Source organism: Solilutibacter pythonis (genome assembly GCF_003697345.1).
In the GTDB taxonomy this organism is placed as follows: domain Bacteria; phylum Pseudomonadota; class Gammaproteobacteria; order Xanthomonadales; family Xanthomonadaceae; genus Solilutibacter; species Solilutibacter pythonis.
In genome coordinates, this window is sequence record NZ_RFLY01000003.1 from 101,634 (window position 1) to 114,924 (window position 13,291).

The 13,291-nt window shown below is 66.8% G+C and carries 16 protein-coding genes and 1 riboswitch; all 16 genes read right to left on the bottom strand.

Annotation, left to right across the window (positions count from 1 at the left end; all coding sequences use genetic code 11):
• Positions 1–20: 20 nt before the first annotated feature.
• The 16 genes from EBB59_RS02980 to EBB59_RS03055 all read right to left on the bottom strand — a co-directional run bounded on the left by EBB59_RS02980 (position 21) and on the right by EBB59_RS03055 (position 12,863).
• A complete protein-coding gene (locus EBB59_RS02980; protein ID WP_122100665.1) occupies positions 21–737 on the bottom strand; it encodes a YebC/PmpR family DNA-binding transcriptional regulator in 717 nt (238 codons plus the stop codon).
• Between the two features lie 272 nt (positions 738–1,009).
• Complete coding sequence (locus EBB59_RS02985) at positions 1,010–1,516, bottom strand: hypothetical protein (RefSeq protein ID WP_122100666.1); 507 nt, start codon at positions 1,514–1,516, stop codon at positions 1,010–1,012.
• A gap of 11 nt (positions 1,517–1,527) precedes the next feature.
• Complete coding sequence (locus EBB59_RS02990; RefSeq protein WP_122100667.1) at positions 1,528–4,425, bottom strand: zeta toxin family protein; 2,898 nt, start codon at positions 4,423–4,425, stop codon at positions 1,528–1,530.
• Complete coding sequence (locus EBB59_RS02995; RefSeq protein ID WP_122100751.1) at positions 4,422–4,715, bottom strand: hypothetical protein; 294 nt, start codon at positions 4,713–4,715, stop codon at positions 4,422–4,424. The genes EBB59_RS02990 and EBB59_RS02995 overlap by 4 nt, the downstream gene beginning before the upstream one ends.
• Before the next feature lie 69 nt (positions 4,716–4,784).
• On the bottom strand, positions 4,785–5,129 hold the full coding sequence (locus EBB59_RS03000) for a hypothetical protein (RefSeq protein ID WP_122100668.1): 345 nt from the start codon (positions 5,127–5,129) through the stop codon (positions 4,785–4,787).
• Between the two features lie 15 nt (positions 5,130–5,144).
• A complete protein-coding gene (locus tag EBB59_RS03005; RefSeq protein WP_122100668.1) occupies positions 5,145–5,489 on the bottom strand; it encodes a hypothetical protein in 345 nt (114 codons plus the stop codon).
• Positions 5,490–5,504: 15 nt separating this feature from the next.
• Complete coding sequence (locus EBB59_RS03010) at positions 5,505–5,795, bottom strand: hypothetical protein (RefSeq protein ID WP_122100669.1); 291 nt, start codon at positions 5,793–5,795, stop codon at positions 5,505–5,507.
• Positions 5,796–5,903: 108 nt separating this feature from the next.
• Positions 5,904–6,251, bottom strand: coding sequence for a zeta toxin family protein (locus tag EBB59_RS03015; protein ID WP_122100670.1), 348 nt, complete (start codon positions 6,249–6,251; stop codon positions 5,904–5,906).
• Positions 6,248–6,640 (bottom strand): hypothetical protein, encoded by a 393-nt coding sequence (locus EBB59_RS03020; protein ID WP_245978960.1) that lies wholly within the window; start codon positions 6,638–6,640, stop codon positions 6,248–6,250. Before EBB59_RS03020 ends, EBB59_RS03015 begins: the two co-directional genes overlap by 4 nt.
• A gap of 24 nt (positions 6,641–6,664) precedes the next feature.
• Complete coding sequence (locus EBB59_RS14520; protein ID WP_158601695.1) at positions 6,665–6,835, bottom strand: zeta toxin family protein; 171 nt, start codon at positions 6,833–6,835, stop codon at positions 6,665–6,667.
• A gap of 164 nt (positions 6,836–6,999) precedes the next feature.
• Positions 7,000–7,653 carry an esterase/lipase family protein gene (locus tag EBB59_RS03030; RefSeq protein WP_122100672.1) on the bottom strand — a complete coding sequence of 218 codons (654 nt, stop codon included), beginning with the start codon at positions 7,651–7,653 and terminating at the stop codon, positions 7,000–7,002.
• Between the two features lie 22 nt (positions 7,654–7,675).
• Positions 7,676–8,209 carry a GNAT family N-acetyltransferase gene (locus EBB59_RS03035; protein ID WP_122100673.1) on the bottom strand — a complete coding sequence of 178 codons (534 nt, stop codon included), beginning with the start codon at positions 8,207–8,209 and terminating at the stop codon, positions 7,676–7,678.
• Positions 8,206–9,474: a glutamate-5-semialdehyde dehydrogenase gene (locus tag EBB59_RS03040; protein WP_122100674.1), complete on the bottom strand. Its 1,269-nt coding sequence runs from the start codon at positions 9,472–9,474 to the stop codon at positions 8,206–8,208. The genes EBB59_RS03035 and EBB59_RS03040 overlap by 4 nt, the downstream gene beginning before the upstream one ends.
• Positions 9,474–10,604: a glutamate 5-kinase gene (gene proB / locus EBB59_RS03045; RefSeq protein WP_122100753.1), complete on the bottom strand. Its 1,131-nt coding sequence runs from the start codon at positions 10,602–10,604 to the stop codon at positions 9,474–9,476. The genes EBB59_RS03040 and proB overlap by 1 nt, the downstream gene beginning before the upstream one ends.
• Positions 10,605–10,716: 112 nt before the next feature.
• Positions 10,717–12,501 (bottom strand): aspartate--tRNA ligase, encoded by a 1,785-nt coding sequence (gene aspS, locus EBB59_RS03050; RefSeq protein WP_122100754.1) that lies wholly within the window; start codon positions 12,499–12,501, stop codon positions 10,717–10,719.
• A 74-nt stretch (positions 12,502–12,575) separates the two neighbouring features.
• A complete protein-coding gene (locus tag EBB59_RS03055; RefSeq protein ID WP_122100675.1) occupies positions 12,576–12,863 on the bottom strand; it encodes an FmdB family zinc ribbon protein in 288 nt (95 codons plus the stop codon).
• Between the two features lie 130 nt (positions 12,864–12,993).
• Positions 12,994–13,209: riboswitch (cobalamin riboswitch) on the top strand.
• Positions 13,210–13,291: the final 82 nt, after the last annotated feature.

Here is a 13,291-nt window from a genome sequence, read left to right on the forward strand (position 1 = left end):
GCGCTCGCCGAACCCAGGCTTCATTCCGGCAGTTCGGCGTTGGAATACACCGCCTGTACGTCGTCCATGTCGTTGAGCCAGGCGAGCAGCTTCCGCACTTTGTCGGCATCCTCGCCGGCCACGGCCACGTCGTTGTCGGCGCGCATCGTCACCTCGGCGAAACCGGGCGCGAAGCCGGCCGCCTCCATCGCCGCCTTCACCATGCCGAAGCACTCCGGCGCGGTGATCACGTCGATGGCGCCATCGTCGTACACCGCCACGTCCTCGGCACCGGCTTCGATGGCGGCTTCGGTGATGGCGTCCTCGTCGATACCGGCGTCGTAGCTCAGCACGCCGAGTTTCTTGAACATGAAAGCCACCGAGCCTTCCGTGCCCATGTTGCCGCCGAACTTGCCGAAGGCATGACGGACGTCGGCCACGGTGCGCACGCGGTTGTCGGTGAGCGCATCGACGATCACCGCGACTCCGCCCGGCGCGTAGCCCTCGTAGCGGATTTCCTCGTACTCGACGCCTTCCAGCTCGCCGGTGGCCTTCTTGATCGCGCGTTCGATCACGTCCTTCGACATGTTGACCGCCAGACCCTTGTCGATGGCGCTGCGCAGCCGCGGGTTGCCGCCGGGATCGCCGCCGCCGGCGCGCGCGGCGACTGAAATCTCGCGAATGATCTTGGTGAAAATCTTGCCGCGCTGGGCATCGACCGCGTTCTTGCGGGCTTCGATCGAAGGGCCACGTCCCATGGAAAAACCGTCGTTTGTGGAGAGACCGGGATTTTAAGGGGAATCCAGATTTCCGCGCGGGATTCGACGCCAGCCGATGCCGCCGAACCTCCCGCCTGCCCGCGGGATGAGGCTTTCCGGACGAGCACGAGGCACGCCCCCGACAGGGCTGAACTTACCGCCCGCCCGCGAGATGCAACCGCTGGCTTCGGCTCAAGGCTCTGGCGCCGCCCACGGCCGCGATGCGGAATGGCGGCTTTCCGCCCGCCACGCGTGCGCCAAGCCGGCCCCCCTCACTTGGCGGACTTCTTCTCCCCCGGCTTCCCATCGACCAGGACGTACTCGCCGCTGGCGTTCTTCCAGACCGGCGCGCGCCTGTCGAGGCGGATACATGACCGGCCGCCGCAGGTGGTGATCTCCACCTGCCGCAGTGCCGCCTGCACCTCGGCCCGTACTTCCACGCCATCCGCCCGCGCCTCCGCCACCCGCAAGCGCTCGTTGGCCCGGCCCAGCAGCACCGCGAAGCCGCCCAACAGCAATATCCCCGTGCCGACCAATACCGCCAGCGCCTGCCAAGCCCAGGCGATCTTCGGCCGCAAGGCCGCTTCCATGCGTTGCCGCGTTTCCTCGAACTGCGCCACCATCGCTTCCCGGAAGTGGGCTTCCTCCCGCGCGCGCGTTTCACGTATTTCCGTTTGCGCCTGATGCGACGTCCGCGTAAGTTCCGTGCTCAGCCGCTCCAGCCGGCCCGAGGCCGTCATGATCGCCTTGAGTGTTTCCTGTGCCTCGTGTGGGTGCATGTCGGCCTGGCTCAGCGCGAGAGCGCGCCATGTTGTTGTTGCTGCTGTTGTTGCGCCCACGCCTGCGCCTGCCGGGCCTGTTCCCGCGTCTCTTCGCACAGGGCTTCCAGGCTCTGTGCCAGCGGCTGGGTCGCCGCCTCGATCGTATCCACCGAAGCGGTGGCGTTGAGCGCGTCGTTGTCGGGATGTCGCCAAGTGGCGACCAGCCGTTGCCCGTCCCGGGTGGGCACGATGGCCTCGATGGCCGGCAGCCGGTTGCGCTGGGCTTCGTGGGCGATGGCGCCGGCCATCCGTTCCATGTCCAAGTCATCCCAGTAACCAGCCACGTCCGGGCCAAGCCGTTCCAGATGTTGCACGGCCTGCGCGAACAGGGGATGGTCGCGTCCGGGCAGCCGCTGCAAGCGATCCCGTTCCCGGGCTTTCGATTCTTCGGCGAAGCGTTGGCCGAATGCCGAGGCTTCCATGGCGCGGCACGCCGCGCTCATCGCCTGTTCGTCGCCCTGGGCCGTCGCCGCGATGTACTGGGCGACCAGCGCGTCGGATTGCGTGTCCGCCTCACGCGCTGGCGACCGGGCCGCCGCCGGCCTGCCGTGGCCGGGCAGGCGCATGGGCGCGGCATGGCCGGGGTTGGCCGGGGGCGGCGTGGAGACTTCATTGGGCGGGGCGGCCGGCATGCGTTGGCGTTCTTCGGCGCGCTGGATCTCTTCCGTCGTGGTCATCGCGGCAATGGCATAGGTCTTGCCATCGGCGGCCAGGCGCAGGCTGGCGATCGGGCTGTCCAGGGCGTAGCGGCCATCGGCGTTGGGGCGCAGTTGCAAGGCGGTGGTGCCCGGGTCCAGCCCGTGGCTGCGCCAAGTGGCCTCGACAGCGGCGGCGCTGGCCGTCAGCCGGGCCGCGTCCGGCGCAAGACCCGCGTTCGCGTAGGCGCCGGTCACGGCATCGCGCAGGCGGGCCTCGGGGGTCATCGGCGGTGGCGTCTCGACAGGACGCGGCTCGGGCAGCGTGGCGCGCACGACTTCCCGGGTGGCATCGAGTTCCTGGCGCAAAGCGCCGCGCGCGGTGCTGTCGTCAATCAGGCCATCGCTGAGCCAGTCGCCGTTGCGTTGGCGCTGGTAGCGCTGGCCATCGGAGGCGATCAGGCTGTCGAGGTCGGTACGCGCCTGACGCACGGCGTCCGGCATCGGGCCATAGGCGGCCCAGCCGTGGCGGACGTAAGCCTCCTCGTAGCGCGCGGCGATGGCGGCCGGGCTGTGGGCGGCGTTCTCGCGCAGGGTGGCGGCCGCCGCGCGGTCGAGCGCCGCCGCACGCTCCGGGTCGGCCACGTCGGTACGACGCGGGCTCAGGCCGCGCTCGACATAGGCGATGGTCACTTCGCGCCGCCATTCGGCTTGCTCGGCCTGGTAAACCCAGGGGGCCGGGAAAGCGCTGGGCGGGTCGGTGGCGGCACTCGCCTGCACGAACGGGTCGCGCGGCCTGGGCGGGGCCCCCAGCACCAACTCGGCCGAGGTGCTGCTGGCCTGGTAATTGAGTTGGTTGGCCAGGGCCGGCGAGGCGCGCAGCAAGCCGGGGGTCGGGTTGTCGATTTGATCGAGGCTGGCGTCGATGGGCACCCGGCGTTGCCAGCCTTGGTCGGGGGCATTCGGGTCGTAGTGCCAGACGTGGCCCTGCCCATCCGGCTGGCGATGGATGCGGCGGTGATCAGTCCATTCGGCCAGTTGGTCGCCAGCCAGGACGCCAACGACGCCGCCAGCCGCGCCGGTGAGCAGCAGCCCCGGGCCGGTCTCGACCCCGACGGCGGCGCCCACCGTCATGCCCAGGCCGGCGCCGGCAAAGCCGCCGACGCTGCGCGAGCCGAAGTGGATCAGTTCGGATTCGGCGGCGGTGGCGTTGCCTTGCCCTTGCAGCCGCCGGTAGGTGCGCGCGGTATCGGCGGCCTCGTGGGCGTCCAAGGCCAGGCCGACAATGCCCAGCGCGCTGCCGGCGCGAAGGCGGGTAGGCCGGATGCGGGTGAGGTGATCGACATCGACCGCTTCCACCGCGGTGCGCTCGACGCGTTCCACCACCTGGTGGGTGCTGCGCTCGGCCAGCAGATTGCCGCGAGTGTAGGCATCGACGCGGGGATTGTCGGGCAGGTTTTGCGGCAGATCGCGGTGCCAGCCCTGCTGCTCGCGCCAGCCGTCGCGCAGGCCCTGGGTAATGGCCGGGTCTTTGAGGCGGGCTTCGCGGGCGGCCGTCAGCGCCGCGCCGGCCGGCCGGGGGTCGTGACGGCTGTCGTAGAGCTCGGCGCCTTCGCGGTTGAAGAGCCGGATCGGGGCGTTGGTGTTTGCGTGGATCGTATCCAGGCTGGCGGGCAGCTTGTCGTAGATCGACTCGCGGGCGGCCGCGGGAACGTGACGGCCGTGGCCCTTGGCATCTAACGATTCACCGAATCTCTTGTTAACGCCTAGTTCGCTTTCGAGCCGGTGCGCGGCGACGGCACGCACTTCGACTTCATAGCCTTGAGCTTGCAGGTCGTTTATCAGTTCGGACGCCCATGTGCCGTCGCTGAGCGTGGTGTCGAAGATGAGGTTTTTCTTGCCGGAGACGGTGGCTTTGAGCAGTTCGTCGGCCCACTGGCTCGCATCGGGGTGAGTGTCGCCAGACCACGTGTAGGGGTGGGTTCGCCGGAATTCTTTGGCCTGGGGATGGAATTCACGGAGGGCATCGGGATCAACGGTGATGACATCACCATGTAGCTCAGCTTTAGCTACGTCACTTAATCTGCCCTTACCTGAGCCGGGTTGGCCTGCAAGAATGATAGCCTGGGGGTTGTCGAGGCTGGACTTTCTTGAGAGTTTGTAATCGAAAAGGATTTCCTCCCGAAAAATGCGCGCATGCTCTGGTGAACTTAAGATGCTTTGTTCGTTCATTGAGAGCTCCGGATGCTTAAATAGGCTTTAAGGTCGGATAAAAGACCCATGTCAGCACGTGCCGCACTGAACACATGCCTCTTGTTTCTGGCATATGCCACTGCCTCCGCATCACCACTTTCCTCCGCGGCTTCCAACTCATCCCGGGCTTCTGAGATGAAGGTTTCAAGGGCACTTTCAAGCACCCATATCGCAACATCGAAAGGGTCAACACCGGGGTGTTTTCTTGAGGCAACTCGGATCAGGTCATCTTGCAGATTTTTAATGTGCTCCGGGTAGTCCTTGAGCATCTCGCGGAGTTGCTGTGGCACGGGCGGCGGGGGAGGCATCGGCATGTCGAACATCTCTTCGTGCGGCGCTCAGGTGTACGTATGAAAGTAATTCGAGAGATCATCTAAAGCATAAATGCCCTGATGACGTGCCCGTCCCATCAACAGCTCTTTGGACTTTGCCCGCGCAATGACCTCCACATCACCACTTTCCTCCGCGGCTTCCAATTCGTCCCGAACCTCGGAGACAAAGGTTTCCAAGCACCCCTCAAGCAGCCAGATCGCCCGCTCGAAAGGCGGTGTGCCTCTCATCGGTTTTTCAATAATCCGGTTCAGGGTCTGCTGCAATCGTTCGACATGCTCCGGGTAGTCCTTGAGCATCTCGCGAAGTTGCCGTGGCACGGGCGGCGGGGGCGGCATCGGCATGTCGGACATCTCTTCGTGCGGCACTCAGGTGTACGTATGAAAGTAATTCGAGAGATCATCTAAAGCATAAATGCCCTGATGACGTGCCCGTCCCATCAACAGCTCTTTGGACTTTGCCCGCGCAATGACCTCCACATCACCACTTTCCTCCGCGGCTTCCAATTCGTCCCGAACCTCGGAGACAAAGGTTTCCAAGCACCCCTCAAGCAGCCAGATCGCCCGCTCGAAAGGCGGTGTGCCTCTCATCGGTTTTTCAATAATCCGGTTCAGGGTCTGCTGCAATCGTTCGACATGCTCCGGGTAGTCCTTGAGCATCTCGCGAAGTTGCCGTGGCACGGGCGGCGGGGGCGGCATCGGCATGTCGGACATCTCTTCGTGCGGCACTCAGGTGTACGTATGAAAGTAATTCGAGAGATCATCTAAAGCATAAATGCCCTGATGACGTGCCCGTCCCATCAACAGCTCTTTGGACTTTGCCCGCGCAATGACCTCCACATCACCACTTTCCTCCGCGGCTTCCAACTCGTCCCAGACCTCGGAGACAAAGGTTTCCAAGCACCCCTCAAGCAGCCAGATCGCCCGCTCGAAAGGCGGTGTACCTCTCATCGGTTTTTCAATAATCCGGTTCAGGGTCTGCTGCAATCGTTCGACATGCTCCGGGTAGTCCTTGAGCATCTTGCGGAGTTGCCGTGGCACGGGCGGCGGGGGAGGCATCGGCATGTCGGACATCTCTTCGTGCGGCGCTCAGGTCTTATACAAGGTTTCTGAACGTAGTGTCAACGATCAGCATTTCTTGCCGGAGACGGTGGCTTCGAGCAGTTCGTCGGCCCATTGACTCGCATCGGGGTGAGTGTCGCCAGACCACGTGTAGGGGTGGGTTCGCTGGAATTCTTTGGCCTGGGGGTGGAAATTACGAAGCTCGTTAGGATCAATCGGCACAACGTTATAAAAGAACTCTGCTTTAGCCGACTTGACGAGCCCACCTTTACCAGAGCCCGGTTGGCCGCCCAACAAAATTGCTTTGGGCCTTTCATACGAGTTCGCGGTACGCAACCCACTCTCCGGAAGGATTCGTTCTGCAAGAATACGAGCATGCCTTTCAGGCTCAAGATGACCTGTGAGCCCATTCATTTGAAAGCCTCCTTATATGCTTGGAAGTAGGCCCATAGATCCTCCAAATTCAACATACCCCCACCGCCAGACCGTGCACGGAACATCAGTCGTATCTTCTCTTCGGCCGGCGCAATGGCCTCCGCATCACCACGCTCCTCCGCAGCGTCCAACTCGTCCCGGGCCTCGAAGATAAAGGTTTCCAAGCACCCCTCAAGCAGCCAGATCGCCCGCTCGAAAGGCGGTGTACCTCTCATCGGTTTTTCAATAATCCGGTTCAGGGTCTGCTGCAATCGTTCGACATGCTCCGGGTAGTCCTTGAGCATCTTGCGGAGTTGCCGTGGCACGGGCGGCGGGGGAGGCATCGGCATGTCGGACATCTCTTCGTGCGGCGCCCAGGTCTTGTACAAGGTTTCTGAGCGTAGTGTCAACGATCAGCATTTCCTGCCGGAGACGGTGGCTTCGAGCAGTTCGTCGGCCCATTGACTCGCATCGGGGTGAATGTCGCCAGACCACGTGTAGGGGTGGGTCCGCTGGAATTCTTTGGCCTGGGGGTGGAATTCACGGAGGGCATCGGGATCGCCGGTAACTGCATTGCCATGCAATACCCGGCGCAGGGTTCCGGGTGCGGAACTTTTCGTATTTTGGAATGGTTCCCGCGAGGCTCGCCCGCCTCGATTTTCATTATTCCGTTGGAAATCCCAATCTCCACGTTACGCGCCGAGCCATATTTACCAGCCGTGTGCTGCACGCCAGATTCCGATTTTCATCATCGAGCGATGCCGGCATTTTCGCCGTCATGCATGAAATGACCTTCGCGCAGGAAGCGGCTGGCCTGAGTCACCGCGACATCGGAGAAAATCAGGCCGCTGTGGCTGGCGTGGATCGTCACGTGATCGGTCAGGCCGTCGATACGGGTTTCCGGTAACGCCACCGTGCCATCGTGGGCGCAGTCGAATTTCGCCACCACGCCGCCCAATCCGAGCGGTCTGCACCCGGCGACCATCCCGACTTCGATACCCGGCGGCAGCATGCGCGCGCCCTCCAGCAGCAGCGGCAAATGCCGGCCCAGCAGTTTGCCGCCGGCGGGAATCCGTGTCCGCACGCCATCGGCGGCGCGGCTGCCGGCCAGCGGCGTGCCGAGGCAGACGATGCGGCCGAGCCGCTCGCCGCCGACGCGCGCGGCCGCCCGCAAGGCCAGCAATCCGCCCAGGCTGTGGGCGACGACGTGGCTGCCGGGACGGGTGGTGAATTCCTCCGCCAGCCGTTCCACCACACTGTCGGTATCTTCCAGCAGGCTGTAATAGCCGAGCGGCGCGGCATCGAACCCCCGGCTCTTCAGCCGGGTGGCGAACCAGCGCATCGCCGGCGCGTGCATCCACAGGCCGTGCAGCAGGACGACGCGGGGTGGGGCTGAAGACATGCCGGGCGATGCCGCGCGCGCCTCAGAGGGATTTGCGCAGGATGAACTCAAGGTCGCGCGCCGCGCCGACGGCGTAGAAATACTCGCCGGCCTTCTCGTAGCCGTGGCGGGCGTAGAACCGTTGCGCACCGAGGTTCTCGCTCCACACGCCGACCCAGATCGCCGCCGGGCCGTTGCGGCGCATCCAGTGTTCGGCCTCGGCAAACAGCTTGGCGCCCCAGCCGCCGTTTTGCATCGGTTGGCGCAGATAGAGCCGCTTCAGCTCCAGGTCGCCCGGCCGCACTTCGTCGTGCGGCAGGCCGCAGGGGCCGGCGAAGACGTAGCCCCAGGCGTCGCCTGGGGTGTCTTCCAGCAGCCAGGCGGCGGCGCCCTGCTCTTCCAGCGCATCGCGGTATTTCTCCGGCGCATAGGTGGAATCGAGATACCAGGCCAGGTCTTCCGGCGTGTAGAGATGACCGAAGGTATCGACGAAGGTGTCGCGGGAGATCGCCGAGAGGAGGTCGGCATCGGCGGCGGTGGCGCGACGGATTCGCGGGGAGTTCGATGAGGCATTCATGCTTGCAGTTCGGGGTGGCGTATCTGGCCTTCGCCGACGACGACGAAGCGCTCGATGGTGAGGGAATCCGCGCCCATCGGCCCGTAGGCGTGCAGGCGGGTGGTGGAAATGCCGATTTCGGCGCCAAGGCCGAGTTCGCCGCCATCGTTGAAGCGCGAGGAGGCGTTGACCATCACCGCCGAGGCGCGCGTGCCGCGTATGAAGGCTTCGGCGGCGGCGGGCTCCGCGGTGGCGATGACCTCGGTGTGGTCGGAGCCGTGGCGGGCGATGTGGGCCAGCGCGGCGTCGAGGTCGTCGACCACGCGCACGGCGATGATCGGCGCGAGGAATTCGGCGGCGTAATCGGCCTCGGTCGCGGCGCCGATGCCGTCGTCGAACGCGCGCGCGCGTTCGCAGCCGCGCACCTCGATGCCATGCGCGGCCAGCGCCCGCAAGGCCGGGGGCAGGAAGGCATCGGCGATGTCGGCGTGCACCAGCAGGGTCTCCAGGGCGTTGCAGACGCCCGGGCGCGAGGCTTTTCCGTCGATCAAGAGGCGCAATGCCGTGGCCGGATCGGCGGCACGATCGACGTACAGATGGCAGACGCCCTTGTAGTGCTTGATGACCGGCACCCGCGCATGCTCGGCGACGAAACGGATCAACGATTCGCCGCCGCGCGGGATGGCGAGATCGACGAGATCGGATAGTTGCAGCAGCTCCACCACATGCGTGCGCGCCGTGTCCTCGACCAGGCTCACGGCGGCCTGCGGCAGGCCCAGCGCGCGCAGGGCGCGATGCAGGCGGGCGGCGATGGCGGCATTGCTGGCGCGCGCCTCGGAGCCTCCGCGCAGCAGCACCGCGTTGCCGGCCTTGAGGCAGAGCGCGGCGGCATCGGCGGTGACGTTGGGCCGCGATTCGTAGATCATCGCGACGAGGCCGAGCGGCAGCCGGCGGCGCTCCACCACGATGCCGTTCGGACGCGTCTCGCGCGCGCCGGTCTTCGCCAGCGGGTCGGGCTGAGCGGCGATGGTGTCGAGCGCGGCGGCGATCGCTTCGACCCGCGCCGCATCCAGCCGCAGCCGATCCCGCATCGCCGGCGACAGCCCGGCCGTGGCGGCGCGCGCCATGTCCTGGGCGTTGGCGGCCAGGATCGCCTCCTCTCCGGCGCGCAATTCCGCCGCCATGCGTTCGATCAGGCGCTGGCGGCGCTCGCCATCGGTCATCGCCATCGTCCGCGCGGCCTCGCGAGCCGCCTCGGCCAGCCCGCGCACATAGCCTTCGGCCATCATGTCTTCTCCTTGCGAATCCGCACCAGGTCGTCGCGGTGGATCACCGCCTCACCGTAGCGGAAACCAAGCAAGCTTTCGATCTCGCGGCTGTGGCGGCCGGCGATCCGGCACAGGTCGGCGGCCGCGTACTGCGCCAGCCCGTGCGCGAGCGGCGCGCCATCCGGCCCGCGCACTTCGACCACATCGCCCCGGCGAAAGCCGCCCTCGACCTTGCGCACGCCGCCGGGCAACAGCGAAGCGCCCCGGCTCGCCAACGCTTCGGCGGCGCCTGCATCGACCTCCAGCCCCCCGGCGAGTGGCGCGTGCCGCAGCCACTGCTTGCGTGCGCCGAGGCGCTCGCCGGCCGGTTCGACCAGCGTGCCATGCAGGCGGTCGTGCGCGAGCGCGGCGACGGTTTCCGCCGCGCGGCCGCTGAACAGCGCGGTGGCGATGCCGGCATCGGCCGCCTTGGCCGCCGCCTGCAACTTGGTGCGCATGCCGCCGGTGCCGAGCACGCTGCCCGCGCCGCCGGCGAGCGCCAGCAATGCCGGGGTGACGGCCTCCACCCGCATGACCGGCCGCGCGGCCGGGTCGTGCCGTGGATGGCCGTCGTAGAGGCCGCCGATATCGGTGGCGATCAGCAACAGTTCGGCATCCACCAGTGAGGCGACCGCGGCGGCCAGATTGTCGTTGTCGCCCAGCTTGAGTTCGTCCACCGCCACGGTGTCGTTCTCGTTGACCACCGGTAGCGCGCCCAGCCGCAGCAGTTCGCGCAGCGTGCCGCGGGCGTTGAGCCAGCGGCGGCGGTCGCGCAGGTCGTCGTGGGTCAGCAGCACCTGCGCCACCGGCAGGGGCAGAAGCGATTGCCAGAAGCCGATCAATGCCGCCTGCCCGAGCGCCGCCAGCGCCTGCCGCTGCGACAGGCCATCGCCGGCGCCGCGCGCGCGGGCGCGGCCGGCCGCCACCGCCCCCGAGGACACCAGCACGACCTCGCGGCCCCGGGCCAGCGCATCGCCGATGAAGGCGGCCAGCGCCATGGCGTGTTCCGGCGCCAAGCCGCCGGCCGGATCGGCCAGCAGGCCGCTGCCGACCTTCAGCACCGCGCGGCGCCAGGGCGGCAAAGGCTGGGCGGCGAAGCCGGCGCTCATGCCGCCTCCGCGCCAACGCCCGCGGCCGGGCGGGCCGGCATCGGCATTCTCGGCGGGCGGGCGATCCGGCGCATGCCACAGGATGTGCGCATGCGCCACGACATGGCAAGCCTCAGCGGGCCTCGGCCTCGGCCTCGCGCACGCCGACGTGCACCTCGGCCAGTTGCCTGTCCGGCACCGGCGAGGGCGCGCCGGTCATCAGGCATTGCGCGCCGGTGGTCTTGGGGAAGGCGATGACATCGCGGATCGACTCGGTGCCGGCCATCAGCGCGGCGATGCGGTCGATGCCGAAGGCGATGCCGCCGTGCGGCGGCGCGCCGTATTTAAGCGCATCGAGCAGGAAGCCGAACTTCGCCTCGGCCTCTTCCGCGCCGATGCCGAGCAGCTCGAACACCGCGCGCTGCATCTCCGGGCGATGGATACGGATCGAGCCGCCGCCGATCTCGTTGCCGTTGAGCACCATGTCGTAGCCGCGGCTGACCGCCGTGGCCGCGTTGGCGCGTAGCGCGTCGATGCTGTCCACGGCGGGCGCGGTGAACGGGTGATGCAGGGCGACGTGGCGACCTTCTTCCTCGTCCCACTCGAACATCGGGAAATCGGTGATCCAGAGCGGCTTCCAGCCCGCTTCGACCAGCCCCAGATCCTTGCCCAGCTTCAGCCGCAGCGCGCCCATGAAATCGCTGGCGGTCTTGTACTCGGCCGCGCCGAAGAAGATCGCATCGCCGTCCCCGGCGCCGGTGGCTTCGAGGATCGCGGCGAGCGTGACGTCGTCGAGGAACTTGGCGATCGGCGAATTGACGCCCTCGCGGCCCTTGGCCTTGTCCTCCACCTTCACCCACGCCAGCCCCTTGGCGCCGAATTTGGCGGCGTGGGCGGCGAGTTCGTCGATCTGCTTGCGGCTCAGCTTCGCCGCGCCCGGCGCGCGCAGCGCGATCACCCGGCCATCGGCGGCGTTGGCCACGTCGGCGAACACTTTGAATTCGCAGCCCTTCACCCACTCGGCGACGTCGGTGAATTCCATCGCGATGCGCAGGTCGGGCTTGTCCGAGCCGTAGCGGCGCATGGCCTCGGCCCAGCTCATGCGCGGGAAGGGGTCGGCCAGCTCGACGCCGATCACCTCGCGAAACACCTCGCGGATCATCGCCTCCACCGTGTCCTGCACGTCACGCTCCTCCACCCAGGCGAACTCCATGTCAAGCTGGGTGAATTCAAGCTGGCGGTCGGCCCTGAGCGCCTCGTCGCGGAAGCAGCGGGCCATCTGGTAGTAGCGGTCGAAGCCCGCCATCATCAGTATCTGCTTGAAGAGCTGCGGCGACTGCGGCAGCGCGTAGAACTCGCCCGGGTGCATGCGCGCGGGGACGAGAAAATCGCGCGCGCCCTCGGGCGTGGCCTTGGTGAGGATGGGCGTCTCGATATCCTGGAAACCGCGCGCATCCAGCCAGGCGCGCAAGGCGCTGACCAGCTTGGTGCGGGTGCGCATCTTGCGCTGCATCTCCGGCGCGCGCAGGTCGAGATATCGGTACTTGAGGCGGGTGTCCTCGCCCGGATTCTCGTGGTGGTGGAACGGCAGCGGCGCGGCCTTGTTCAATACCTCGATCTTCTCGGCCAGCACTTCCACCCGGCCGGTCCTGATCTTGTCGTTGACGCTGTGGCGCGCGCGGACGGTGCCGGTGATGCGCAACGCATCCTCGTAGCCCACTTCGGCGGCGTTCGCCAGCACCTCGGCATTGCCGGGGGCCTCCGACGGCTCGGCCACCACCTGCACGATGCCTTCGTGATCGCGCAGATCGACGAAGACGAGGCCGCCCATGTCGCGGGCGACGTCGGCCCAGCCGCAGAGGGTGACGGTCCGGCCGATCAACGATTCGTCGATCAGGCCGCAGAAATGGGTACGCATGGACATGGGGAATTCCGCTGATATCGAGGGCGAAGCAAGCCCGATAGTCTAGTCGCTCCGGCCCGCGCCGCGGCTTAGTCCGCCTTGGCCGCCGGCGTCGACCCGGCGCTGGCCGGGGCCGGCGCGGACTTCGCCCCCTCGCCGCCTTCGCCCGCCAGGTTGCGCCGCTTGTCGCCCTGTTTCTTGAAATCGGTCTCGTACCAGCCGCCGCCGGCCAGGCGGAACGAGGGCGCGGTCACTTGCCGATGCACCCGGCCCTCGGCCCCGCAATCCGGGCAGGCGATGGGATCGGGGTCGGAAAGCTTTTGCAGCTTGTCGAAACGGTGCCCGCAGGCGTCGCAGGCAAAGGCATAGATCGGCATATGTCGGCTTGCAATCACGAAAAACACGCCGCCAGTGTGGGGGCGCGACAGCGCAACATCAAGATTTCCCGCCAATCCAGCGCATTCAGGCAAAACCACAACATCTTGTGTTGACCTGATGAAAAAACCGGATATATTGGAGCCCGTCGGTTCCGGGCGTCGCAAGCGCCGGGATTAAAACGGGAAGTCCGGTGGGATCGGGAGATCGATTCCGGCACTGCCCCGCAGCGGTAATCGGGAACCCACCCGCCGTCGGCACTGGAGAGATCCGGGAAGCGGCGGGCCAGGTGGACGCGATGCGTCCGTACCCGCGAGTCCGAAGACCTGCCGACGGCCGCGCGAAGCACGACGCGCGGTGCCGGCACAGGTGTCTCCGGGGGGAGACGGCCGGCGGATCGCGCTCGGGCCACCGCCCACGCGCGGTTCGC

Coding starts and splice junctions, on each gene's coding strand:
- EBB59_RS02980 (WP_122100665.1), bottom strand. CDS start 737: ATGGGACGTGGCCCTTCGATCGAAGCCCGCAAGAACGCGGTCGATGCC.
- EBB59_RS02985 (WP_122100666.1), bottom strand. CDS start 1,516: ATGCACCCACACGAGGCACAGGAAACACTCAAGGCGATCATGACGGCC.
- EBB59_RS02990 (WP_122100667.1), bottom strand. CDS start 4,425: ATGAACGAACAAAGCATCTTAAGTTCACCAGAGCATGCGCGCATTTTT.
- EBB59_RS02995 (WP_122100751.1), bottom strand. CDS start 4,715: ATGCTCAAGGACTACCCGGAGCACATTAAAAATCTGCAAGATGACCTG.
- EBB59_RS03000 (WP_122100668.1), bottom strand. CDS start 5,129: ATGTCCGACATGCCGATGCCGCCCCCGCCGCCCGTGCCACGGCAACTT.
- EBB59_RS03005 (WP_122100668.1), bottom strand. CDS start 5,489: ATGTCCGACATGCCGATGCCGCCCCCGCCGCCCGTGCCACGGCAACTT.
- EBB59_RS03010 (WP_122100669.1), bottom strand. CDS start 5,795: ATGCTCAAGGACTACCCGGAGCATGTCGAACGATTGCAGCAGACCCTG.
- EBB59_RS03015 (WP_122100670.1), bottom strand. CDS start 6,251: ATGAATGGGCTCACAGGTCATCTTGAGCCTGAAAGGCATGCTCGTATT.
- EBB59_RS03030 (WP_122100672.1), bottom strand. CDS start 7,653: ATGTCTTCAGCCCCACCCCGCGTCGTCCTGCTGCACGGCCTGTGGATG.
- EBB59_RS03035 (WP_122100673.1), bottom strand. CDS start 8,209: ATGAATGCCTCATCGAACTCCCCGCGAATCCGTCGCGCCACCGCCGCC.
- EBB59_RS03040 (WP_122100674.1), bottom strand. CDS start 9,474: ATGGCCGAAGGCTATGTGCGCGGGCTGGCCGAGGCGGCTCGCGAGGCC.
- proB (WP_122100753.1), bottom strand. CDS start 10,604: ATGAGCGCCGGCTTCGCCGCCCAGCCTTTGCCGCCCTGGCGCCGCGCG.
- aspS (WP_122100754.1), bottom strand. CDS start 12,501: ATGCGTACCCATTTCTGCGGCCTGATCGACGAATCGTTGATCGGCCGG.
- EBB59_RS03055 (WP_122100675.1), bottom strand. CDS start 12,863: ATGCCGATCTATGCCTTTGCCTGCGACGCCTGCGGGCACCGTTTCGAC.